Here is a 22470-nt window from a genome sequence, read left to right on the forward strand (position 1 = left end):
TGATTAAAATTTAAGTCCACCGTTACGAGCTGCATCAGCCACTTCTTTTACTCTCCCATGATACAAGTAACCATTACGGTCGAAAACAACAGTAGTTATACCTGCTTCCTGAGCTTTTTTCGCAATCAGTTCACCTACCTTGGCAGCTTGTTCCTTCTTGGCAACTTTTTCAGTTATACCTAAAGAAGAAGCAGCAGCTAATGTCTTACCAGACAAATCGTCGATAATCTGAACATAGATTTGCTTATTACTTCTAAATACACTCATACGCGGGCATTCAGTAGAACCTGAAATTTTGTTGCGTACTCTATATTTGATCTTAATTCGTCTTTCTATTTTTGTTGTCATAATAATATCAATTTAAAATGATTATTTAGCACCGGCTGATTTACCAGACTTTCTACGAATTACTTCGCCAACAAACTTAATACCCTTACCCTTATACGGTTCAGGCTTACGGAAAGAACGTATTTTAGAGCAAACTTGACCAAGCAATTGTTTGTCACATGATTCCAAAATAATAAGAGGATTCTTATTTCTTTCAGACTTAGTTTCAACCTTCACTTCAGGAGGTAACTGTATAAAGATATTATGAGTATAACCTAAAGCCAGTTCAATAATATTGCCCTGATTAGAAGCACGGTAACCTACACCGACAAGCTCCAACTCTTTCTTGTATCCTTCTGATACACCAACAACCATGTTGTGAACCAAAGAACGATACAATCCGTGGAATGCATGTTTTTGCTTCGGATCATCCAGCATTGCACCTTCATTCTCTGTTAGAACGACATGACCTTCTTCGATGGCAACATTGATAGCAGGATTTATATATTGGCTCATTTCGCCTTTTGGTCCCTTAACGGTAACCACATCATCCTTCAGAGTAACTGTTACTCCAGCAGGAATACTAATGGGTAATTTTCCTATTCTTGACATTGCTATTTCCTCCTATTAATATACATAACACAATACTTCACCACCAATCTTCAATTCAGCGGCTTCTTTGTTGGTCATTACACCCTTGGAAGTAGATATTATAGCAATACCCAAACCATTAATAACTCGCGGCATTTCTTTATAACCGGTGTACTGACGCAAACCCGGAGAAGAAATTCTTTCCAGTTTCTTAATTGCGTTAACCTTGTTAACCGGATCATACTTCAAGGCAACCTTGATTGTACCTTGGGGACCATCTTCTACAAACTTATAATTAAGAATGTAGCCCTTTTCAAAAAGAATCTTAGTGATTTCTTTTTTCAAATTTGAAGCCGGAACTTCCACTACTCTGTGTTTTGCTTGAATAGCGTTCCGCAACCTCGTCAAATAATCTGCTATTGGATCAGTCATATAAAAATAAATTAAATTAATCAGGACTTCCCTGACAATATTTAAAAACAATAATTACCAGCTTGCTTTCTTTACACCCGGGATAAGGCCGTTAGAAGCCATTTCACGGAATTGTATTCTAGAAACACCGAATTGACGGATATATCCTTTAGGACGACCAGTCAATTTGCAGCGATTGTGCATACGAATCGGATTAGAATTCTTAGGCAGGTCCTGCAATTTCTGAGCAGCTTCAAAAGCGTCAGCAGGTTCACCTGTTCTAACGATTTCTTTTAATGCAGCTCTTTTCTCGGCGTATCTGGCTACTAATTTAGCACGTCTTATTTCACGTGCTTTCATTGATTCCTTTGCCATATTATCAATCTTTTTTAGCGTTTTTAAACGGTAAACCGAATTCTTTCAACAAGGCATAACCTTCCTCATCTGTTTGCGCAGAGGTTACAAAGGTAATATTCATTCCGAGAATTCTAGTAATACTATCGATATTAATTTCAGGGAAAATGATTTGTTCCTGAATACCAAGGGTATAGTTACCCTTACCATCAAACTTACTTTCGATACCCTTGAAGTCACGAATACGAGGCAGAGCAACGCGAACCAACTTCTCAAGGAATTCATACATTCTCTCACGACGCAAAGTTACCATAACACCAATCGGCATTTTTTTACGCAACTTAAAGTTAGCGATATCTTTACGAGAAATGGTTGCAACAGCTTTTTGACCAGTGATTGCAGTCATTTCATTAATTGCCACTTCGATAATCTTCTTATCAGCAACGGCCATACCTAAACCCTGATTGATAACAATCTTCTTAAGTACGGGTATCTGCATAGAAGAAGAATACTGGAACTGTGATTTCAATGCAGGCGCAATACGCTCTGCATATTCTTTCTTAAGGCTAGCAGTATTACTCATTACTTAATCTCCTCTCCTGATTTTTTAGAATAACGCACTAAAGTCTTCTTCCCATTGGAATCAGTACTCTCTTTTCTACCAACACGCGTTGCCTTACCAGTTTTCGGATCAACCGGATTCAGGTTAGACAAATGGATAGAAGCTTCTTGCTTCACAATACCACCTTGCGGGTTCTTTGCACTCGGTTTAGTGCTCTTAGATACCATATTGATACCTTCAACAATTGCACGTCCTTCTTTTACAAGAACCTTCAATACGCGACCAGTCTTACCCTTGTCTTCACCAGAATTTACGTAAACTGTATCGCCTTTTTTAATATGTAATTTACTCATTACTTAAATCTTTTACAAAATTAAAGTACTTCAGGAGCGAGTGACACAACTTTCATGTTAGTAGCACGAAGTTCACGAGCTACCGGACCGAAAATACGACTACCTCTAATTTCACCTGCATTGTTCAACAACACGCAAGCATTATCATCAAAACGTATATAAGAACCATCAGCACGACGGATTTCTTTCTTAGTACGTACGATCAAAGCTTTAGACACTGCACCTTTTTTAATATCACTTGAAGGGATGACGCTCTTTACTGAAACAACAATCACGTCCCCCACTGAAGCATAACGACGACCCGTACCGCCCAAAACGCGAATACAGAGAGCTTCTTTTGCTCCACTGTTATCACATACTGTAATTCTGGATTCTACTTGTATCATAATTACTTAGCTCTTTCAATTATTTCTACCAATCTCCATCTCTTAGTCTTGCTCAAAGGACGAGTTTCCATGATGTGTACAGTATCACCGATATTGCACTCATTCTTTTCATCATGAGCATGGTATTTTTTCGTCTTACTAACGAACTTACCATATATGGGGTGTTTTTCCTTAAACTTAGCTGCTACTGTAATGGTCTTATCCATCTTATTGCTCAGCACAACCCCAGTTCTTTCTTTTCTTAAATTTCTTGCTTCCATCAAGCTCATCATTTATTGTTAAGTTCTCTTTCGCGCAATTCAGTCTTCATACGCGCAATAGTCCTGCGTAATTGTTTGATCTGAGCAGGATTATCCAAAGGAGAAATAGAATGATTTAAAACCATTTGGTTGTAATTAACTACTTCTGCCTCTACTCTTTCTACCAAGTCATTGGTAGGCATCTCTTTAATTTCTGCTATTTTCATACTCCTTACGCATTTTGATTTTGAATATCATAATCACGTCTAACCACAAACTTAGTTGTGATAGGAAGCTTTTGTGCAGCTAAGCGCAAAGCTTCTTTGGCGATTTCATAAGATACTCCTTCAGCTTCGATAATAATTCTACCTGGGGTAACAGGAGCGACGAATCCTTCCGGAGCACCTTTACCCTTACCCATACGTACATCAGCAGGCTTTCTTGTAATAGGTTTATCCGGGAATATACGAATCCAAATCTGTCCTTGACGTTGCATATATCTTGTTACTGCAATACGAGCAGCTTCAATCTGACGGCCTGTAATCCATTTCGTCTCCAAAGCCTTAATACCAAAAGAACCGAAAGCCAGCTGGTTTCCTCTTTGGGCATTACCTTTTTGACGGCCTTTTTGTTGTCTTCTGAATTTTGTTTTTTTCGGTTGTAACATAATTCCTAAAAATAAAATTCGTTAGCGATTATTTTTCTTTCTTTTGAAGTTCTTTCCGCCATTGTTTCCGCTATTATTGCTTCCACGACCACTTTCTTTGCTTTGAGTAAAGTTCGGAGCTAACTCCTTCTTACCATAAACTTCACCTCTACAAATCCAAACTTTAATACCAAGTAGACCAACCTTAGTCAATGCTTCTGCATGACAATAGTCGATATCTGCTCTAAAAGTGTGCAACGGAGTTCTTCCTTCCTTATACATTTCAGAACGGGCCATTTCTGCGCCATTCAAACGTCCTGAAATCTGAATTTTGATACCTTCCGCACCCATACGCATAGTATTGGCAATAGCCATCTTGATGGCACGACGGTAGGCAATTTTACCTTCAACCTGACGAGCGATGTTGTTAGCCACGATAACAGCGTCCAACTCAGGTCTTTTAACTTCGAAGATATTGATCTGAATATCCTTATCAGTGACCTTCTTCAACTCTTCCTTCAACTTATCAACTTCTTGGCCACCTTTACCGATAATGATACCCGGACGTGCTGTGCAAACGGTAATAGTCACGAGTTTCAGTGTACGTTCAATTACAATTCTTGATACGCTGGCTTTTGCAAGACGAGCGTTCAAATATTTGCGAATCTTGCTATCTTCCAGCAAAGAATCACCGTAATTTTTGCCACCATACCAATTGGAATCCCATCCTCTGATAATTCCTAAACGGTTGCTTATTGGATTAACTTTTTGTCCCATTTACCTTAATTTTGATCTTCGTTATTACTTTTAGAACCAACGAACAACGTAACGTGGTTCGAACGTTTACGAATTCTGTAACCTCTACCCTGTGGAGCTGGTCTCATTCTTTTGAGTGTAGCACCACCATCAACAAAAATCTTGGTTACGAACAATTCACCACTTTCAGCTTTACGTTCGTTTTTCTGCTCCCAGTTAGCAATTGCAGAGCGCAGCAACTTTTCCACTCTAGCGGCAGCCTCCTTAGAGGAGAACTTCAAAACGCCGAGGGCTCTGTTCACTTCCATCCCACGAATCATGTCAGCCACGAGACGCATCTTGCGGGGGGAAGTAGGAACATTTTGCAATTTCGCAAAATACATGGTCTTAAGGGCTTCTTTTCTTCTATCAGCCGATATTTTTTTTCTTGCTCCCATTATATTATTACTTTATTATTTCAGATAAATCCTGTTTTATTTTTTCTTGTTACCAGCGTGTCCTCTGAAAGTACGAGTTGGAGCGAATTCACCCAACTTGTGTCCTACCATATTTTCGGTAACATAAACAGGAATAAATTTATTTCCATTGTGAACTGCAACAGTATGGCCTACGAAATCAGGCGAAATCATTGAAGCTCTGGCCCAGGTCTTAACTACAACTTTCTTGCCTGCTTCATTCATAGCAAGCACTCTTTTCTCAAGCTTAACGTTAATATACGGACCTTTTTTTAATGAACGACTCATAATTTACTCAATTAATCAGATTACTTCTTTCTTCTCTCAATAATATACTTAGACGATTGTTTCTTAGGAGCCCTTGTCTTAAGACCCTTAGCATACAATCCCTTACGAGATCTTGGATGTCCTCCTGAAGCTCGTCCTTCACCACCACCCATCGGGTGATCAACGGGGTTCATAACAACACCACGAACACGAGGACGACGACCTTGCCAACGAGAGCGTCCAGCTTTACCTGAACTTTCCAATCCATGATCTGAATTACCTACACTACCGATAGTAGCCTTACAAGTACTAAGGATCTGACGAACCTCACCTGAAGGCAACTTGATAACGCAGTACTTACCTTCTCTTGAAGTCAACTGAGCAAAGTTACCAGCCGAACGAACCAAAGCAGCGCCTTGACCCGGACGTAATTCAATGTTATGAATTACAGTACCGACCGGAATATTCTGAAGTGGAAGTGCATTTCCGATTTCCGGAGCAGCAGTTTCACCTGACATCAAAGTCGCACCAACTTGCAATCCATTGGGAGCAATAATATATCTTTTTTCTCCATCAGCATAAAACAACAGAGCTATACGAGCCGAACGATTCGGATCATATTCAATTGTTTTCACCACTGCAGGTACACCGTCCTTATTTCTCTTGAAATCTACTATACGGATAATCTTCTTACTACCGCCACCGATGTAACGCATGGTCATTTTACCTACGTTGTTACGGCCACCTGAAGATTTCTTACCAAATACAAGAGACTTTTCTGGTACTTGTGCAGTAATTTCCTCGAAAGTACCAATAATTTTATGTCTTTGCCCCGGTGTTGTGGGCTTAAATTTACGTACTGCCATTTCTTTTAAATATTGCTATAAAAATCAATAGTATCTCCATCTTTCAACGTAACAATAGCTTTCTTATAAGCATTTGTACGTCCGTTGATAATACCTGCTCTCGTATAGCGGCTTTTGTTTTTACCAGCATAACGGATTGTATTTACATCAACTACGGTAACGTTGTAAAGAGCTTCAACTTCGTTCTTAATTTCCAGTTTATTAGCTTCAGGACGTACAATAAAGCCAAAACGATTGTTCGACTTATCAGTAATTGTAGTCATTTTCTCTGTCACTAACGGTTTAATAATAATTCCCATTATTTAAGCCTCCTTTTTACATTAAGATATTGTCGATAGCAGAAAGCGTACTTTCAGCAAACACAACAACCCCAGCGTCCAATACTCTGTAAGTATTTAACCCTGAGACAGTCTGCACATTAGCACCCTTCACGTTACGAGCCGACAAATATACGTTTTTATTTGCTTCTGGTAAAATCACAAGCAGCTTTTTGTCAGAAACTTTAAGGTTTTTTGTCATTGCAACAAAATCTTTTGTCTTCGGAGCTTCAAAATTGAAGTCTTCTACAACAACGACTGCATTGTTCTGAGCCTTATATGACAAAGCTGACTTACGAGCCAAAGCTTTTACTTTTTTGTTTAATTTAAAGTAGTAATCTCTCGGTTTAGGACCGAAAACACGTGCACCACCTACGAGTACCGGTGAGTTCATGTCACCACGACGTGCACCACCACCACCTTTTTGGCGACCGATTTTACGAGTAGAACCACTGATTTCGCTTCTTTCTTTTGATTTGTGTGTACCCTGACGCTGGTTAGCCATAAACTGTTTAACGTCCAAGTAGATAGCGTGGTCATTGGGCTCAATTCCGAAGATAGACTCGTTTAACGTAATCTTTCTCCCAGTGTCTTCACCTTTAATGTTATATACGTTAACTTCCATTATTTCTCAATTATTACGATTGAACCTTTGCAACCAGGAACAGATCCCTTAATCAAAAGGAGATTATGCTCTGCGATTACTTTTAATACTTGCAGGTTTTGAACAGTTACTCTGTCGCCACCAAGTTGTCCACCCATACGCATTCCTTTGAATACTTTTGCAGGGTATGAACAAGCACCGATAGAACCCGGCTTACGAGCGCGGTTGTGCTGACCATGAGTAGCCTGACCTACACCACCGAAACCATGGCGTTTTACAACACCTTGGAAGCCTTTACCTTTAGAAGTACCAACAACGTCAACAAAAACTGCGTCATTGAACAATTCTACAGTAACAGTGTCACCCAGATTCAACTCTGTCTCAAATTCTTTGAACTCAGCCAAGTGTTTCTTGGGAGCTACTCCAGCTTTTTTAAAGTGGCCCATCAAAGGCTTAGTTGTATGCTTATCCTTTTTGTCTTGAAAGCCCAACTGAACAGCTTCATAGCCGTCCTTTTCCACAGTTTTCACTTGAGTAACAACACAAGGACCTGCTTCGATAACAGTGCATGGTACATTCTTACCCTCGGCACTGAAAACGGATGTCATTCCGATTTTTTTTCCTAATAATCCTGGCATTTCACTTAATTTTTAATACTTACACTTTGATTTCTACTTCCACACCACTCGGCAACTCCAACTTCATCAGAGCATCTACTGTCTTAGCTGTTGAGCTATAGATGTCGATCAATCTCTTATAAGAAGAGAGTTCGAATTGTTCACGTGACTTCTTGTTAACGAAAGTCGAACGGTTTACGGTAAAGATACGCTTATGCGTAGGAAGAGGAATTGGACCGCTAACGATGGCGCCCGTTGTCTTCACCGTTCTTACAATCTTCTCAGCTGACTTGTCAACCAAGTTGTGGTCATAAGATTTCAGTTTGATTCTAATTTTTTGACTCATTGTCTTTTTAATTATTAATAGTGTTATATAAAGAATAAGTTCCGTAAGCTAAGAGTCATTCGCTAGCTTACGGACTTTATTTTATTTAAAGTAAATCAGCACGGCCCTTTACTTCATCCAATACTGCCTTAGCAATAGAGTTTGAAACTTGAGCGTGATGAGAATATACCATTGAAGAAGTTGCACGACCAGATGTAATAGTACGTAATGCTGTTACATAACCAAACATTTCTGCCAGCGGCACCATTGCCTTCACGATACGAGCACCAGAACGGCTAGATTCCATACCTTCTACCTGACCACGACGCTTATTCAAGTCACCGATAACATCACCCATGTTTTCTTCCGGAGTTACAACTTCCAGTTTCATTATAGGCTCCATCAATACAGGACCCGCTTTAGCACAAGCACTCTTATATGCTTGGATAGCACAAATTTCAAATGACAACTGATCAGAGTCAACCGGGTGGAAAGAACCATCAAGCAGAGTCACTTTCAGTGAATCCAATGGATAGCCTGCCAACACACCATTCTTCATAGCAGTTGTAAAACCTTTCTGTACAGAAGGAACAAATTCCTTAGGAATATTACCACCCTTCACTTCGTCAACAAACTGCAAGCCCCCCAAAGTAAAGTCTTCGTCAGCAGGACCGATATTTACAATAATATCAGCAAACTTACCACGACCACCAGACTGTTTCTTGTATACTTCACGCAAGTTAACGGTCTTCGTGATAGCTTCTTTGTAGTTAACCTGAGGTTTACCTTGATTACATTCAACCTTAAACTCACGTTTCAAACGGTCGATAATGATATCCAAGTGAAGTTCACCCATACCAGAGATAACAGTCTGACCTGTTTGTTCATCAGTCTTAACGGTAAATGTCGGGTCTTCTTCAGCCAACTTAGCCAGACCATTTGACAATTTATCCATATCTTTCTGAGTCTTAGGCTCAACTGCGATACCAATAACTGGTTCGGGGAAGTCCATAGATTCCAATACGATCGGAGCATTTTCGTCACACAAAGTATCACCAGTGTGAATATCTTTAAAACCAACTCCTGCACCGATATCACCAGCACCAATCACTTCTACTGGATTTTGCTTATTTGAGTGCATCTGGAACAAACGTGAAACACGTTCTTTCTTTCCAGAACGAGAGTTATAAATATAAGAACCAGCTTCAATCTTACCTGAATAAACGCGGAAGAAAGTCAGACGACCTACATACGGGTCAGTAGCGATCTTAAATGCCAAGGCAGAAGTCTTAGCTTCTTCACTAGGCTTACGATCTTCTTCAGCACCTGTATCAGGATTTGTTCCAATTACATTTTCAGTATCAAGTGGAGAAGGCAAGAATGCACAAACATAATCAAGTAAAGTTTGTACACCTTTGTTTTTAAATGAAGAGCCACACAACATCGGAACTACAGCCATCTGCACAGTAGCATTGCGAAGAGCTCTCAATACTTCTTCTTCTGTAATAGTAGAAGGATCATCGAAATATTTCTCCATCAAAGCATCGTCAAATTCAGCTACTTTTTCGAGCATCTTGTCTCTCCATTCGTTAGCTTCTTCAACCAAATTAGCCGGAATTTCTTCTACAGAATAGTCAGCACCCATTGTTTCGTCATGCCAGTAGATAGCTTTCATTTTGATAAGGTCTACTAAACCTTTGAAAGATTCCTCAGCACCGATAGGAACAACGATAGGACACGGATTTGCACCCAAAACGGTCTTCATCTGACGAACAACTTCAAAGAAGTCAGCACCAGAACGGTCCATCTTATTAACGTATGCGATACGCGGTACATTGTATTTGTCAGCCTGACGCCAAACGGTTTCAGATTGCGGTTCAACACCACCTACAGCACAGTAAGCAGCAACAGCACCGTCCAAGATGCGCAATGAACGTTCTACCTCAGCAGTAAAGTCAACGTGTCCCGGAGTATCAATCAGGTTAATCTTGAAAGTTTCGCCTGCGTATTTCCAACGAGTAGTAGTAGCAGCAGAAGTGATAGTAATACCACGTTCTTGCTCTTGCGCCATCCAGTCCATTGTAGCTGCACCATCATGCACCTCACCAATTTTGTGGGTTAAACCCGTATAGAACAAAATACGTTCAGAAGTGGTTGTTTTTCCGGCATCAATGTGAGCCATGATACCAATATTGCGCGTCAATCGTAAATCATTATTTGCCATTTTCTATATCCTTTTACTTTAAGTTTTTAATCTATAATTGGTTAGTATCTTAATAGTATTAGAATCTGAAATGAGCAAATGCACGGTTAGCTTCAGCCATTCTATGCATGTCTTCTTTACGTTTGAAAGCACCACCTTGTTCATTAAAAGCATCCATGATTTCAGCAGCCAATTTATCAGCCATTGACTTACCACCACGCTTACGAGCATAGAGGATCAAGTTCTTCATAGAAATTGATTCTTTACGATCGGAACGAATTTCAGTAGGAACTTGGAAAGTAGCACCACCTACACGGCGAGACTTCACTTCCACTTGAGGAGTTACATTATCCAAAGCCTTTTTCCAGATTTCGAGAGAAGACTTCTCTTCGTTCTGCATTTTATTTTTCACTGTTTCCAGAGCAGCGTAGAAAATCTCATAAGAAGTATTTTTCTTTCCGTCATACATCAAGTGATTAACGAATTTGGAAACTTTCACATCACTGAACACGGGATCCGGCAGGATAACGCGTTTTTTTGGTTTTGCTTTTCTCATTTGTTTGAAAAATAATGTTTTCGTTCTTGGTTGTTTACTTGTTTTCTTCAACTCTCCCACCGGAGAATTTACTCAACCTATAGCATTTCCAACAAACTAAAACTTAGTTATAAATTTAAATCTTTAATTAGCTACAAATTATTTCTTTTTGCCTTTAACAGGAGCAGCTGCTTGTCCTGGTTTCGGACGCTTAGCACCATACTTAGAACGTCTTTGAGTACGACCGGCAACACCTGCGGTATCCAATGTACCACGAACGATGTGATAACGTACACCCGGAAGGTCTTTTACACGACCGCCGCGTACCAATACGATAGAGTGTTCCTGCAAGTTATGACCTTCTCCCGGGATATAAGAGTTCACCTCTTTACCGTTAGTCAAACGTACACGAGCTACTTTACGCATAGCTGAATTCGGTTTCTTCGGAGTGGTTGTATACACTCTCACGCAAACGCCACGTCTTTGAGGACAAGAATCCAAGGCGGGAGATTTACTTTTCTCTACCAACACCTCGCGTCCTTTTCTTACTAATTGCTGAATTGTAGGCATTTTAATTGTTTTTAGTTATATATTATTGTTTATATTAATTCAAAACTATACACTTTTGGGCTGCAAAGATACGAATAAGTTTTGAATTATCAACGCACTACAAGTTTTTTTTTAATTTTATGCTTCACCCCTGATGTTAGGGAAAGGCGAAATTGCCTGCTCATCCGGCATGCGAATAGGACCAAAAACACGCTCATACTTTCCTATATTTTCTTCCAGTGCACGAAGTAAACGTTTCGCATGTTCAGGTGCTAAAACAATACGAGATTGTACACCCGCTTTGGGCATACCCGGCATTACACGTACAAAATCCAAAATAAATTCAGAACTAGAATGAGTAATAATGGCAAGATTTGCATACGTTCCTTGTGCCACCTCTTCTTTCAGTTCAATTTGTAACTGACCATTGTTGTTTTCTTGATTTTCCATCTTTATTTACGTATTATATTTTATTAATGACAAAGATACTCCATTCGCCGAAACCAGCAAAAAGACTTCAAGGATTATTCTCTCTACTAAATTTACACAGTAAAAAGGGCGACTCGGAAAATCCGAACCGCCCTTTCTTGATTATAAAAAATAACTGATTGTATTGACGTAATGTTATTCTTCTTTCTCATCGACTGCATAGTCGAGAACTGTCTTCTTATTAGCAAGCATACGATCGTATTCTTCCTTAGATCCGACAATAATCTTCTCGAACTCACGCTGTCCTGTACCGGCAGGAATCAAGTGACCGCAAATAACGTTCTCTTTCATACCTTCCAGACGGTCAATCTTACCGTTGATAGCTGCCTCATTAAGTACCTTCGTTGTTTCCTGGAAGGAAGCGGCAGACATAAAGCTTGAAGTCTGCAATGCCGCACGAGTAATACCCTGAAGAATCTGTGTTGAAGTAGCAGGAACTGCATCACGCACGTCTACAGGTTTCAAGTCACGACGTTTCAACATAGAGTTCTCATCACGCAATTTACGAGCAGTTACAATCTGACCGGGCTGTAAGCTCTGAGAGTCTCCCGCATCTAAAACAACTTTCTTGCCCCAGATACGATCGTTTTCTTCCATGAATTCCAACTTATCAACAACTTGTTGTTCCAAGAAACGAGTATCTCCCGGCTCATCAATCTCGACCTTACGCATCATCTGACGAACGATAATTTCGAAATGCTTGTCATTGATCTTCACACCCTGCAAACGGTATACGTCTTGTACTTCGTTCACGATATATTCTTGAACAGCCGTAGGACCTTTGATCGCGAGGATATCAGCAGGTGTAGTAGCACCATCAGACAAAGGAGTACCAGCACGTACATAGTCATTCTCCTGTACCAGAATCTGCTTAGACAACGGTACGAGGTATTTCTTAACTTCACCAGTCTTAGAGGTAACGACGATTTCACGATTACCGCGTTTCACCTTACCCATAGTAACCTCACCATCGATTTCAGAAACCACAGCAGGATTAGACGGATTACGTGCTTCAAACAATTCGGTAACACGAGGAAGACCACCCGTGATATCACCCGCTTTACCAACGGCACGCGGAATCTTCACGATTACTTCACCACCCTTTACCTTTTGTCCATCTTCCACTACAACGTGACCACCCACAGGGAGGTTATAAGTACGGATCAGTTCTCCGTCCTCAGTCATAATGTGTGCGGTAGGCACCTTTGTCTTATCTTTAGATTCAATGATGATTATTTCACGCAAACCTGTAGACTCGTCAGATTCTACTTTATAGGTTATGTTTTCAATAACACCTTCAAATTCTATCTTACCAGTAGCTTCAGTGATAATAACTGCGTTGAACGGGTCCCAACGAGCAATAAGTTTGCCCTTTTCTACCACTTCACCGTCAGATGCATATAATGTTGAGCCATAAGGAACGTTGTGTGTAGAAAGCACAATACCTGTGTTCACATCCACAAAACGAACTTCAGCCAAACGGCCAACTACTACCTTAGCAGGTTCACCAGCTTCGTCAATCACATCTACTGTACGGAGTTCTTCGAATTCCAAACGAGCAGGGTTCTTGGCTACGATACTTGCGTTGGCAGCAATATTGGCTGCCGTACCACCGGCGTGGAATGTACGCAATGTCAACTGTGTACCCGGCTCACCAATTGACTGTGCAGCGATAACACCGACTGCTTCACCCTTCTGAACCATACGACTAGAAGCCAAGTTACGTCCGTAGCACTTAGCACAAACACCTTTCTTGGACTCGCAAGTCAATACTGAACGGATTTCAACACTCTCAATCGGGGAGTTTTCAATCTTCTGGGCTATATCTTCAGTGATTTCTTCACCACCAGCAACGATCAATTCGCCAGTTGTGGGGTGAACAATATCATGTACAGATACACGACCAAGAATACGTTCATATAGTGTAGCGATTGTTTCATCGTTATTCTTCAATGCTGTACAAACCAATCCGCGGAGTGTACCACAGTCTTCTTCATTGATAATCACATCATGTGAAACGTCAACCAAACGACGAGTCAAATAACCGGCATCGGCCGTTTTCAAAGCCGTATCCGCCAAACCTTTACGAGCACCGTGGGTAGAGATAAAGTACTCCAACACTGACAGACCCTCTTTAAAGTTAGAAAGAATCGGGTTTTCAATAATCTGACCACCTTCTGCACCAGCTTTTTGAGGTTTCGCCATCAAACCACGCATACCGGAAAGCTGACGAATCTGTTCCTTAGAACCACGGGCACCAGAATCCAACATCATATATACAGAGTTGAAACCTTGGTCATCACTCGAAATAGTTTTCATCAAGATATTAGACAACTCAGAGTTTACATGTGTCCAGATATCAATTACCTGATTGTAACGTTCATTGTTGGTGATGAAACCCATGTTATAGTTATTGATTACCTGCTCTACTTCATCGTAACCTTTCTGTACCAATGCCTCTTTTTGTTCCGGAATGATGATATCGCCCAAGTTGAACGACAAACCACCCTTGAAGGCCATTTGGTAACCAAGATTCTTGATACCATCGAGGAAATCAGCCGCCTTAGCAACACCGCACACTTTAATTACGTGGCTAATGATGTCACGAAGTGACTTTTTAGAGATAATCGTATTGATATATCCTGCTTCTGCCGGAACGATTTCGTTTACAATCACACGACCTACTGAAGTATCGTGCATCATTTTATCAACGATATTTCCGTGTTCATCAACGTCTTTCACAATGACACTGACCGGAGCATGAATATCGACTCTACCTTCGTTGTAAGCAATAAGAGCTTCTTCCGGACCGTAGAAAGTCAAACCTTCACCTTTAGCACCTTTACGCAACTTAGTAATATAGTACAAACCGAGTACCATATCCTGAGCAGGTACGGTAATAGGAGCACCGTTGGCAGGATTCAAAATATTATGTGACTGGAGCATCAACATTTGTGCTTCCAGAACTGCTTCATTACTCAAAGGCAAGTGAACAGCCATCTGGTCACCATCGAAGTCGGCATTAAATGCGGTACATGCCAATGGGTGGAGCTGAATAGCTTTACCTTCAATCATCTTAGGTTGGAATGCCTGAATACCCAGACGGTGAAGCGTCGGAGCACGGTTCAGCAATACCGGATGACCTTTCATAACATGTTCCAAAATGTCCCAGATAACAGGTTCCTTACGGTCCACAATCTTCTTGGCACTCTTTACAGTCTTTACGATACCGCGTTCAATAAGCTTACGAATGATAAATGGTTTGTAAAGTTCAGCCGCCATCAATTTAGGAATACCGCACTCACCCATTCTCAGTTCAGGACCAACGACGATTACCGAACGTGCAGAGTAGTCAACACGCTTACCCAACAAGTTCTGACGGAAACGTCCTTGCTTACCTTTCAAACTATCAGAAAGTGATTTCAACGGGCGATTGGCATCAGTCTTCACCGCACTTGATTTACGGGAATTGTCGAACAATGAGTCAACAGCTTCCTGCAACATACGCTTCTCATTACGTAAAATCACTTCCGGAGCTTTGATTTCGATCAATCTCTTCAGACGATTATTACGAATGATAACACGACGATAAAGGTCATTCAAGTCGGAAGTTGCAAAACGTCCACCATCCAACGGCACCAACGGACGAAGTTCGGGTGGGATAACCGGCACAATACGTACGATCATCCATTCGGGTTTGTTGCGTCCACGTGATGCACGGAAAGACTCAACCACCTGAAGACGCTTCAAAGCTTCGCTCTTGCGTTGTTGTGAAGCATCGCTTCCTGCGCGATGGCGTAATTCGTAAGACAAAGCATCAAGATCCAAACGTGAAAGCAGATCATAGATTGCTTCCGCACCCATCTTGGCAATAAATTTATTAGGATCGTTATCTTCAAGGAATTGGTTGTCTTTCGGCAACTTCTCCAATAAGTCCAAATATTCTCCTTCTTCGAGCAAATCATATTGTGCTACCTCGTCGGACAATGCACCCGGCTGAATAACAACATAGCGCTCGTAATAAACAATAGCGTCCAGCTTCTTGGTGGGCAGACCCAACAAGTAACCAATTTTATTAGGAAGTGAACGGAAATACCAAATATGAGCCACCGGGACAACCAATTGAATATGTCCCATACGCTCACGACGTACTTTCTTTTCTGTTACTTCCACACCGCAACGGTCGCAGACAATACCTTTATAACGGATACGTTTGTATTTACCACAATGGCACTCATAGTCCTTGATAGGACCAAAGATACGCTCGCAGAACAAACCATCACGTTCAGGCTTATATGTACGATAGTTAATGGTTTCAGGCTTTAAAACTTCACCACTCGAATTCTCAAGGATTTCTTCGGGAGAAGCCAAACCGATAGAGATTTTTGAGAAATTACTCTTTATCTTGTTATCTTTTCTAAAAGCCATACTTTTATATTAATTGATAATTGAGAATTAAAAATTGAAAAATGAATGTTGAGAAAATGAATGTTGAGAAAATGAGTATTGAGAACTACTATTTTTTAGTTCTCAATGCTCAATTTTTCAATTTATTCAAGGTTGATGCTCAAGCCCAAACCTCTCAACTCATGCAGCAATACGTTCAGTGACTCTGGAATACCCGGAGTAGGCATCGGTTCACCCTTCACGATCGCTTCGTAAGCCTTAGAACGTCCAACAACATCATCGGACTTAATAGTCAAAATTTCCTGCAAAATGTGTGCGGCACCGAAAGCTTCGAGTGCCCAAACTTCCATTTCTCCAAAACGCTGACCACCGAATTGTGCTTTACCACCTAACGGCTGTTGTGTAATAAGTGAGTACGGACCGATAGAACGTGCATGCATCTTGTCTTCAACCATGTGGCCGAGTTTCAACATATATGTCACACCTACCGTAGCCTGTTGCTCAAATGCATCACCGGTACCTCCATCATACAATGTAGTCTTACCATAGCGAGGCAAGCCAGCCTTATCAGTCCATTCATTCAAATCATCCAAAGATGCACCGTCAAAGATAGGAGTAGCAAACTTCACACCTATACTCTTTCCGGCACGACCCAGAACAGCTTCAAAAATCTGACCGATATTCATACGAGAAGGCACACCCAATGGATTCAATACGATATCTACCGGAGTACCATCTGCAAGGAACGGCATATCTTCCTGACGAACTACACGAGAAACAATACCCTTGTTACCGTGACGACCTGCCATCTTATCACCTACACCGATTTTACGTTTCTTGGCAATATAAACTTTAGCCATCTGGATGATACCTGCGGGAAGTTCATCACCGATAGTGATAGCAAACTTCTTACGTTTCAGTTCTGCATCAAGCTCTTTATATTTCTTAATGAAATTCATTACCAATGCACGAATCAAGTCATTGGTATGTTCATCTTTCGTCCAGTTACTTAACTGAATAGCTGTGAAATCCAAATCACTGAAATCAGAAGCAGAGAATCTGGCACCTTTCGAAATAACGTCAGCACCCATATAATCTTTCACACCTTCTGATGTATAATTTTCAGTAAGCTTCAACAACTTATTTATCAAGATTTTCTTCAGTTCGCCTACCTTTGCGTCAAATTCATCGTCAATCTTCGGAAGCAAAGCCTTGTCTGCTAACTTAGAGCTACGAGTTTTGATGACACGAGAGAATAAACGTTTACCGATAATTACACCCTTCAAAGATGGAGAAGCTTTCAAAGAAGCATCCTTTACATCACCCGCTTTATCGCCAAAGATAGCACGAAGCAATTTTTCTTCGGGAGAAGGATCCGACTCACCTTTCGGAGTAATCTTACCAATCAAGATATCACCCGGTTCAATACGGGCACCTATACGCACAATACCATTCTCATCCAAGTCCTTGGTAGCTTCTTCGCTTACGTTCGGAATATCGGAAGTCAACTCTTCCATACCACGCTTCGTTTCACGAACTTCCAAAGAATACTCTTCAACATGTATGGAAGTCAAAAGGTCTTCACGAACCACACGTTCGTTCAACACAATGGCATCCTCATAGTTGTATCCTTTCCAAGGCATGTATGCAACCAACAGATTCTTACCCAATGCCAATTCTCCATCTTCGGTAGAATAGCCTTCTGTCAATATCTGACCTGCTGTTACACGCTGACCCTTTTCACAAATCGGACGAAGGTCAATTGTCATATTCTGGTTGGTACGGCGCCATTTAGGAATCACATATTCTTTCAAAGCAGGCTCAAAGCTTACAAACTCCTCATCCGCGGTACGATCATACAATATACGAATTGTTGTAGCATCTACAAAATCAATCACACCATCACCCTCAGCAGTAATCTGCGTACGAGAATCACGTGCTAATTGACGTTCAATACCTGTACCGACAATCGGAGCTTCACTTCTCAACAAAGGAACTGCTTGGCGCATCATGTTTGATCCCATCAATGCACGGTTAGCATCGTCATGTTCCAAGAACGGAATCAAAGAAGCTGCAATAGAAGCAATCTGCTGAGGAGATACGTCCATCAGTTCTACTTCTTCCGGAGCAACTACCGGATAATCGGCATCCTGGCGTGATTTTACTTTATCGCGAACAAAAGTACCATCATCATTCAAAGGAGCATTACCCTGAGCAATGATCTTTTCTTCTTCTTCTTCGGCAGTCAGATATACTAAACCAGCATTAGAAAGATCCACCTTGCTATTGCTAACCTTACGGTATGGTGTCTCAATAAAACCTAGGTCATTTATCTTAGCAAACACACAGAGTGAAGAAATCAAACCAATGTTCGGACCTTCAGGAGTCTCAATCGGACACAAACGACCATAGTGAGTATAGTGTACGTCACGAACCTCGAAACCGGCACGTTCACGAGACAAACCACCAGGACCAAGGGCAGACATACGACGCTTGTGAGTGATTTCAGCCAGCGGATTAGTCTGGTCCATAAACTGTGACAAAGCATTTGTTCCGAAGAATGAATTGATAACGGAAGATATTGTCTTGGCATTAATCAAATCAATCGGAGTAAAGACTTCATTATCACGAACATTCATACGCTCACGAATAGTACGTGACATACGTGCCAAACCAACAGCAAATTGATTAGACAACTGTTCGCCTACTGTACGTACACGACGGTTGCTCAAGTGGTCGATATCATCCACATCTGCTTTCGAGTTAATCAACTCGATCAGATACTTAATAATTTCAATAATATCTTCTTTGGTGAGGACACGAACATCCATGTCAGTTGTCAGTCCCAACTTCTTGTTGATACGGTAACGACCTACATTGCCCAAGTCATATCTCTTTTCTGAGAAGAACAGGTTATTGATAACCTCGCGTGCACTGGCATCATCGGCAGGATCTGCATTACGCAACTGGCGATAGATGTAAAGTACAGCTTCCTTTTCCGAGTTACTCGGGTCCTTCTGCAAGGTATTATATATGATAGAGTAGTCAGATTGGTTCGGCTCTTCCTTGTGTACGAGAATATTCTGAACGCCTGACTCTAATATAATGTCAACATGTTCCGGTTCAATAACAGTTTCACGGTCGATAACTACTTCGTTACGCTCAATAGAAACAACTTCACCGGTATCTTCGTCTACAAAATCCTCAATCCATGTTTTCAAAACACGAGCCGCCAACTTACGGCCAACAATCTTCTTCAGATTTGTTTTGTTTACCTTCACATCTTCGGCAAGGTTAAAGATTTCGAGAATATCTTTATCATTTTCGAAACCGATAGCTCTTAACAAAGTAGTTACAGGCAATTTCTTCTTACGGTCAATGTATGCGTACATGACATTATTAATGTCAGTAGCAAATTCAATCCATGAACCTTTAAACGGAATGATACGGGCTGAATACAACTTGGTACCGTTGGCATGTACGCTTTGTCCAAAGAATACACCCGGAGAACGGTGAAGCTGGGATACAACTACACGTTCTGCACCATTAATTACGAACGTAGCTTTATCAGTCATATAAGGAATAGGACCCAGGAATACATCCTGTATAACCGTATCAAAATCTTCGTGATCGGGGTCGGTACAATATAATTTCAATTTAGCCTTCAAGGGCACACTATATGTAAGCCCACGCTCTACACATTCGTCGATTGTGTAACGCGGCGGATCAATATAGTAGTCCAAAAATTCAAGAACAAAATTGTTTCTTGTATCGGCAATGGGGAAGTTTTCAGCAAATACTTTATACAGTCCCTCGTTCCTACGCTTCTCGGGCGGAGTATCTAGTTGTAAAAAGTCTTTGAATGACTTCAATTGTACTTCCAAAAAATCCGGATATTCAAGCGGATTTTTAGTCGAAGCAAAATTAACTCTTTGATTTACAGTATTTGAAGACATCTGTTAATGGATTTGTAGAACTTATTTTTAAATATATACACAAAAAGGTAAAGAACCCTTTTCACGAAGGGTTCCTTACCGAATTACCTGATTTACAGGTTAATGTTATTTAAGTTCAACTTCAGCTCCAGCTTCTTCTAATGTTTTCTTCAATGATTCTGCTTCGTCTTTAGCTAAACCTTCTTTTACTACGCTAGGAGCGCCATCTACCATATCTTTAGCTTCCTTCAAGCCAAGACCGCAAGCTTCCTTAACGGCTTTAACTACCTGAAGTTTAGCTGCACCAGCGCTCTTCAATACTACGTCAAAAGAAGTTTTTTCTTCTGCTGCAGCAGCAGCACCAGCTGCAGGACCAGCAGCAACAGCAACAGCTGCAGCAGCAGGTTCAATACCGTATTCTTCTTTCAGGATGGTTGCAAGTTCATTAACTTCTTTTACTGTCAAGTTAACTAATTGTTCTGCAAAAGCTTTCAAATCTGCCATTTTTGTATGATTTTAATTGTTTAAATACTAAATAAATTGATTATAATTTTTTGTCCGAAATTTACGCTTCGGTACGTTCACCAAGAGTCTTGAGAACTCCATGGAGGGTGTTACCACCTGATTGGAGAGCAGAAATAACATTCTTCGCCGGAGATTGCAGCAATGCAACAATATCAGCAATAACTTCATTCTTACTCTTGATACTTACGAGAGCATCCAACTGGTCAGCACCAACATAGAAGCTTTCTTCTGCATATGCAGCTTTCAGTCCCGGAATACCGTTTTTAGACTTATCTTTGATCAACTTGGCCGGAGCATTAGCAACGTTGCAAAACATTACGGCAGTTGTACCTTTCAAAGAGTTATAAATCGGAGCAAAGTCTTCTTCCAGGCTTTCCAATGCTTTGTGAAGCAAAGTATTCTTAACTACCATCAATTTGATGTCAGCCTTGTAACACTCTCTTCTCAACGCGCTGGTAGCAGCAGCGTTCATAGCAGTAGTATCAACCAAATAGAAGTGACCATATTCTTTCACTGTAGCAGCAATCTGCTCAATAATCGTACTTTTATCTTCCTTTCTCATTATTACTCCGTTTTATTAGATTTCTTCTACTGTTTTCGGGTCAATCTTGATGCCCGCACTCATCGTGCTAGAAAGATAAATACTCTTAATATATGTACCCTTGGCTGCAGTCGGTTTCAATTTATTCAAAGTAGAGATGAATTCTTTCGCGTTATCACGAATTTGATCAGCACTAAATGAAACTTTACCAACAGAAGTATGAACAATACCACTCTTATCAACCTTGAAGTCAATCTTACCTTGTTTTACTTCTCTTACAGCTTTAGCAACATCCATAGTTACAGTGCCACTCTTCGGGTTAGGCATCAATCCTCGAGGACCGAGCACACGACCGAGTGCACCAATTTTACCCATGATAGACGGCATAGTGATGATTACATCAATATCAGTCCATCCACCTTTGATCTTTTCAATATATTCGTCCAGACCAACATAGTCAGCGCCAGCTTCTTTTGCAGCAGCTTCAACATCCGGAGTACAAAGCACCAAAACACGTACTACTTTACCAGTACCGTGAGGAAGTGATACAACACCTCTCACCATCTGGTTAGCTTTACGTGGGTCAACGCCCAAACGTACGTCTATATCCAGAGAAGCGTCAAATTTGGTAAAAGTGATTTCCTTTACCAGAGTAGCAGCTTCTTTGAGAGAGTATGCTTTCCCTGCTTCAATTTTTCCAGCAGCCAACTTTTGATTTTTTGTCAGTTTACTCATTCTAATTGAAGTTTATTAGTTATTAACCGGGAACTCCCCTTTTACAGCGATACCCATACTACGAGCTGTACCGGCAACCATCTTCATGGCAGCTTCTACAGTGAAACAGTTCAAGTCAACCATTTTGTCCTGAGCAATCGTACGAACTTGTTCCCAAGTAATCTCGGCAACCTTCTTACGGTTAGGCTCAGCAGAACCACTCTTTTGCTTCGTCACTTCCAACAACTGGATAGCCACGGGAGGAGTCTTGATTACAAAATCGAAAGACTTATCTACGTAGTAAGTGATAATCACAGGAAGAATTTTTCCTGCTTTGTCTTGGGTTCTGGCGTTGAATTGCTTGCAAAATTCCATAATATTGATTCCCTTAGAACCCAATGCAGGTCCAACGGGAGGTGATGGATTTGCCGCGCCTCCTTTAATCTGTAATTTGATTAGTCCAGCAACTTCTTTAGCCATTTTTTTATTGATTTAT

The 22470-nt window shown here is 40.8% G+C and carries 28 protein-coding genes; all 28 read right to left on the reverse strand.

Annotated features, from left to right (window positions below):
- Positions 1–3: 3 nt before the first annotated feature.
- Entirely contained in the window at positions 4–348 is a 345-nt protein-coding gene (gene rplR, locus Q1W14_RS06410) for a 50S ribosomal protein L18 (protein WP_300700024.1), read from the reverse strand.
- A 21-nt stretch (positions 349–369) separates the two neighbouring features.
- Entirely contained in the window at positions 370–939 is a 570-nt protein-coding gene (gene rplF, locus Q1W14_RS06415) for a 50S ribosomal protein L6 (protein WP_300700026.1), read from the reverse strand.
- Between the two features lie 15 nt (positions 940–954).
- Positions 955–1350, reverse strand: coding sequence for a 30S ribosomal protein S8 (rpsH, locus tag Q1W14_RS06420; RefSeq protein ID WP_005656522.1), 396 nt, complete (start codon positions 1348–1350; stop codon positions 955–957).
- 54 nt (positions 1351–1404) lie between these two features.
- Entirely contained in the window at positions 1405–1704 is a 300-nt protein-coding gene (rpsN, locus tag Q1W14_RS06425) for a 30S ribosomal protein S14 (RefSeq protein WP_300700028.1), read from the reverse strand.
- A 4-nt stretch (positions 1705–1708) separates the two neighbouring features.
- Positions 1709–2266 (reverse strand): 50S ribosomal protein L5, encoded by a 558-nt coding sequence (gene rplE, locus Q1W14_RS06430; RefSeq protein ID WP_013546680.1) that lies wholly within the window; start codon positions 2264–2266, stop codon positions 1709–1711.
- On the reverse strand, positions 2266–2598 hold the full coding sequence (gene rplX, locus Q1W14_RS06435; protein WP_300700030.1) for a 50S ribosomal protein L24: 333 nt from the start codon (positions 2596–2598) through the stop codon (positions 2266–2268). The genes rplE and rplX overlap by 1 nt, the downstream gene beginning before the upstream one ends.
- A gap of 20 nt (positions 2599–2618) precedes the next feature.
- The gene (gene rplN, locus Q1W14_RS06440) at positions 2619–2984 is read right to left on the reverse strand and encodes a 50S ribosomal protein L14 (protein WP_300700032.1); all 366 of its coding nucleotides are present in this window, start codon (positions 2982–2984) and stop codon (positions 2619–2621) included.
- Positions 2985–2986: 2 nt separating this feature from the next.
- Positions 2987–3256: a 30S ribosomal protein S17 gene (gene rpsQ / locus Q1W14_RS06445; protein WP_005825701.1), complete on the reverse strand. Its 270-nt coding sequence runs from the start codon at positions 3254–3256 to the stop codon at positions 2987–2989.
- Entirely contained in the window at positions 3253–3450 is a 198-nt protein-coding gene (gene rpmC, locus Q1W14_RS06450; RefSeq protein ID WP_300700034.1) for a 50S ribosomal protein L29, read from the reverse strand. The genes rpsQ and rpmC overlap by 4 nt, the downstream gene beginning before the upstream one ends.
- 5 nt (positions 3451–3455) lie before the next feature.
- Positions 3456–3890, reverse strand: a complete 435-nt coding sequence (rplP, locus tag Q1W14_RS06455) for a 50S ribosomal protein L16 (protein ID WP_004291234.1) — start codon at positions 3888–3890, stop codon at positions 3456–3458.
- A gap of 21 nt (positions 3891–3911) precedes the next feature.
- Positions 3912–4646, reverse strand: a complete 735-nt coding sequence (gene rpsC / locus Q1W14_RS06460; RefSeq protein WP_300700036.1) for a 30S ribosomal protein S3 — start codon at positions 4644–4646, stop codon at positions 3912–3914.
- A gap of 5 nt (positions 4647–4651) precedes the next feature.
- A complete protein-coding gene (gene rplV / locus Q1W14_RS06465) occupies positions 4652–5062 on the reverse strand; it encodes a 50S ribosomal protein L22 (protein WP_300700038.1) in 411 nt (136 codons plus the stop codon).
- A gap of 36 nt (positions 5063–5098) precedes the next feature.
- On the reverse strand, positions 5099–5368 hold the full coding sequence (gene rpsS, locus Q1W14_RS06470; RefSeq protein ID WP_300700040.1) for a 30S ribosomal protein S19: 270 nt from the start codon (positions 5366–5368) through the stop codon (positions 5099–5101).
- 20 nt (positions 5369–5388) lie between these two features.
- Positions 5389–6213: a 50S ribosomal protein L2 gene (gene rplB, locus Q1W14_RS06475; protein WP_300700041.1), complete on the reverse strand. Its 825-nt coding sequence runs from the start codon at positions 6211–6213 to the stop codon at positions 5389–5391.
- A gap of 5 nt (positions 6214–6218) precedes the next feature.
- Positions 6219–6512 carry a 50S ribosomal protein L23 gene (gene rplW, locus Q1W14_RS06480; RefSeq protein ID WP_300700043.1) on the reverse strand — a complete coding sequence of 98 codons (294 nt, stop codon included), beginning with the start codon at positions 6510–6512 and terminating at the stop codon, positions 6219–6221.
- 16 nt (positions 6513–6528) lie between these two features.
- Positions 6529–7155, reverse strand: a complete 627-nt coding sequence (gene rplD, locus Q1W14_RS06485) for a 50S ribosomal protein L4 (protein ID WP_300700045.1) — start codon at positions 7153–7155, stop codon at positions 6529–6531.
- Positions 7155–7772: a 50S ribosomal protein L3 gene (gene rplC / locus Q1W14_RS06490; RefSeq protein WP_300700047.1), complete on the reverse strand. Its 618-nt coding sequence runs from the start codon at positions 7770–7772 to the stop codon at positions 7155–7157. Before rplC ends, rplD begins: the two co-directional genes overlap by 1 nt.
- 19 nt (positions 7773–7791) lie before the next feature.
- Positions 7792–8097 (reverse strand): 30S ribosomal protein S10, encoded by a 306-nt coding sequence (gene rpsJ, locus Q1W14_RS06495; protein WP_004291244.1) that lies wholly within the window; start codon positions 8095–8097, stop codon positions 7792–7794.
- 85 nt (positions 8098–8182) lie between these two features.
- Positions 8183–10300, reverse strand: a complete 2118-nt coding sequence (gene fusA, locus Q1W14_RS06500; RefSeq protein WP_300700049.1) for an elongation factor G — start codon at positions 10298–10300, stop codon at positions 8183–8185.
- Positions 10301–10358: 58 nt separating this feature from the next.
- Positions 10359–10835, reverse strand: a complete 477-nt coding sequence (rpsG, locus tag Q1W14_RS06505; protein ID WP_300700051.1) for a 30S ribosomal protein S7 — start codon at positions 10833–10835, stop codon at positions 10359–10361.
- Between the two features lie 138 nt (positions 10836–10973).
- Entirely contained in the window at positions 10974–11384 is a 411-nt protein-coding gene (gene rpsL, locus Q1W14_RS06510; RefSeq protein ID WP_300700053.1) for a 30S ribosomal protein S12, read from the reverse strand.
- 117 nt (positions 11385–11501) lie between these two features.
- The gene (locus Q1W14_RS06515; protein WP_300700055.1) at positions 11502–11813 is read right to left on the reverse strand and encodes a DUF3467 domain-containing protein; all 312 of its coding nucleotides are present in this window, start codon (positions 11811–11813) and stop codon (positions 11502–11504) included.
- A 174-nt stretch (positions 11814–11987) separates the two neighbouring features.
- Positions 11988–16280 (reverse strand): DNA-directed RNA polymerase subunit beta', encoded by a 4293-nt coding sequence (rpoC, locus tag Q1W14_RS06520; RefSeq protein WP_300700056.1) that lies wholly within the window; start codon positions 16278–16280, stop codon positions 11988–11990.
- A gap of 122 nt (positions 16281–16402) precedes the next feature.
- Positions 16403–20215, reverse strand: coding sequence for a DNA-directed RNA polymerase subunit beta (gene rpoB / locus Q1W14_RS06525; RefSeq protein ID WP_300700058.1), 3813 nt, complete (start codon positions 20213–20215; stop codon positions 16403–16405).
- A gap of 105 nt (positions 20216–20320) precedes the next feature.
- A complete protein-coding gene (rplL, locus tag Q1W14_RS06530; protein ID WP_300700059.1) occupies positions 20321–20698 on the reverse strand; it encodes a 50S ribosomal protein L7/L12 in 378 nt (125 codons plus the stop codon).
- A 61-nt stretch (positions 20699–20759) separates the two neighbouring features.
- Complete coding sequence (gene rplJ, locus Q1W14_RS06535; protein WP_300700061.1) at positions 20760–21281, reverse strand: 50S ribosomal protein L10; 522 nt, start codon at positions 21279–21281, stop codon at positions 20760–20762.
- Positions 21282–21296: 15 nt separating this feature from the next.
- The gene (gene rplA / locus Q1W14_RS06540; RefSeq protein WP_300700063.1) at positions 21297–21995 is read right to left on the reverse strand and encodes a 50S ribosomal protein L1; all 699 of its coding nucleotides are present in this window, start codon (positions 21993–21995) and stop codon (positions 21297–21299) included.
- Positions 21996–22010: 15 nt separating this feature from the next.
- Entirely contained in the window at positions 22011–22454 is a 444-nt protein-coding gene (gene rplK / locus Q1W14_RS06545) for a 50S ribosomal protein L11 (RefSeq protein WP_300700064.1), read from the reverse strand.
- Positions 22455–22470: the final 16 nt, after the last annotated feature.

The organism is Bacteroides sp. (assembly GCF_030151085.1).
GTDB lineage: Bacteria > Bacteroidota > Bacteroidia > Bacteroidales > Bacteroidaceae > Bacteroides.

Bases quoted from the DNA above. Each gene is read 5' to 3' on its own strand.
- rplR (WP_300700024.1), bottom strand. From the start codon at position 348: ATGACAACAAAAATAGAAAGACGAATTAAGATCAAATATAGAGTACGC.
- rplF (WP_300700026.1), bottom strand. From the start codon at position 939: ATGTCAAGAATAGGAAAATTACCCATTAGTATTCCTGCTGGAGTAACA.
- rpsH (WP_005656522.1), bottom strand. From the start codon at position 1,350: ATGACTGATCCAATAGCAGATTATTTGACGAGGTTGCGGAACGCTATT.
- rpsN (WP_300700028.1), bottom strand. From the start codon at position 1,704: ATGGCAAAGGAATCAATGAAAGCACGTGAAATAAGACGTGCTAAATTA.
- rplE (WP_013546680.1), bottom strand. From the start codon at position 2,266: ATGAGTAATACTGCTAGCCTTAAGAAAGAATATGCAGAGCGTATTGCG.
- rplX (WP_300700030.1), bottom strand. From the start codon at position 2,598: ATGAGTAAATTACATATTAAAAAAGGCGATACAGTTTACGTAAATTCT.
- rplN (WP_300700032.1), bottom strand. From the start codon at position 2,984: ATGATACAAGTAGAATCCAGAATTACAGTATGTGATAACAGTGGAGCA.
- rpsQ (WP_005825701.1), bottom strand. From the start codon at position 3,256: ATGATGAGCTTGATGGAAGCAAGAAATTTAAGAAAAGAAAGAACTGGG.
- rpmC (WP_300700034.1), bottom strand. From the start codon at position 3,450: ATGAAAATAGCAGAAATTAAAGAGATGCCTACCAATGACTTGGTAGAA.
- rplP (WP_004291234.1), bottom strand. From the start codon at position 3,890: ATGTTACAACCGAAAAAAACAAAATTCAGAAGACAACAAAAAGGCCGT.
- rpsC (WP_300700036.1), bottom strand. From the start codon at position 4,646: ATGGGACAAAAAGTTAATCCAATAAGCAACCGTTTAGGAATTATCAGA.
- rplV (WP_300700038.1), bottom strand. From the start codon at position 5,062: ATGGGAGCAAGAAAAAAAATATCGGCTGATAGAAGAAAAGAAGCCCTT.
- rpsS (WP_300700040.1), bottom strand. From the start codon at position 5,368: ATGAGTCGTTCATTAAAAAAAGGTCCGTATATTAACGTTAAGCTTGAG.
- rplB (WP_300700041.1), bottom strand. From the start codon at position 6,213: ATGGCAGTACGTAAATTTAAGCCCACAACACCGGGGCAAAGACATAAA.
- rplW (WP_300700043.1), bottom strand. From the start codon at position 6,512: ATGGGAATTATTATTAAACCGTTAGTGACAGAGAAAATGACTACAATT.
- rplD (WP_300700045.1), bottom strand. From the start codon at position 7,155: ATGGAAGTTAACGTATATAACATTAAAGGTGAAGACACTGGGAGAAAG.
- rplC (WP_300700047.1), bottom strand. From the start codon at position 7,772: ATGCCAGGATTATTAGGAAAAAAAATCGGAATGACATCCGTTTTCAGT.
- rpsJ (WP_004291244.1), bottom strand. From the start codon at position 8,097: ATGAGTCAAAAAATTAGAATCAAACTGAAATCTTATGACCACAACTTG.
- fusA (WP_300700049.1), bottom strand. From the start codon at position 10,300: ATGGCAAATAATGATTTACGATTGACGCGCAATATTGGTATCATGGCT.
- rpsG (WP_300700051.1), bottom strand. From the start codon at position 10,835: ATGAGAAAAGCAAAACCAAAAAAACGCGTTATCCTGCCGGATCCCGTG.
- rpsL (WP_300700053.1), bottom strand. From the start codon at position 11,384: ATGCCTACAATTCAGCAATTAGTAAGAAAAGGACGCGAGGTGTTGGTA.
- Q1W14_RS06515 (WP_300700055.1), bottom strand. From the start codon at position 11,813: ATGGAAAATCAAGAAAACAACAATGGTCAGTTACAAATTGAACTGAAA.
- rpoC (WP_300700056.1), bottom strand. From the start codon at position 16,280: ATGGCTTTTAGAAAAGATAACAAGATAAAGAGTAATTTCTCAAAAATC.
- rpoB (WP_300700058.1), bottom strand. From the start codon at position 20,215: ATGTCTTCAAATACTGTAAATCAAAGAGTTAATTTTGCTTCGACTAAA.
- rplL (WP_300700059.1), bottom strand. From the start codon at position 20,698: ATGGCAGATTTGAAAGCTTTTGCAGAACAATTAGTTAACTTGACAGTA.
- rplJ (WP_300700061.1), bottom strand. From the start codon at position 21,281: ATGAGAAAGGAAGATAAAAGTACGATTATTGAGCAGATTGCTGCTACA.
- rplA (WP_300700063.1), bottom strand. From the start codon at position 21,995: ATGAGTAAACTGACAAAAAATCAAAAGTTGGCTGCTGGAAAAATTGAA.
- rplK (WP_300700064.1), bottom strand. From the start codon at position 22,454: ATGGCTAAAGAAGTTGCTGGACTAATCAAATTACAGATTAAAGGAGGC.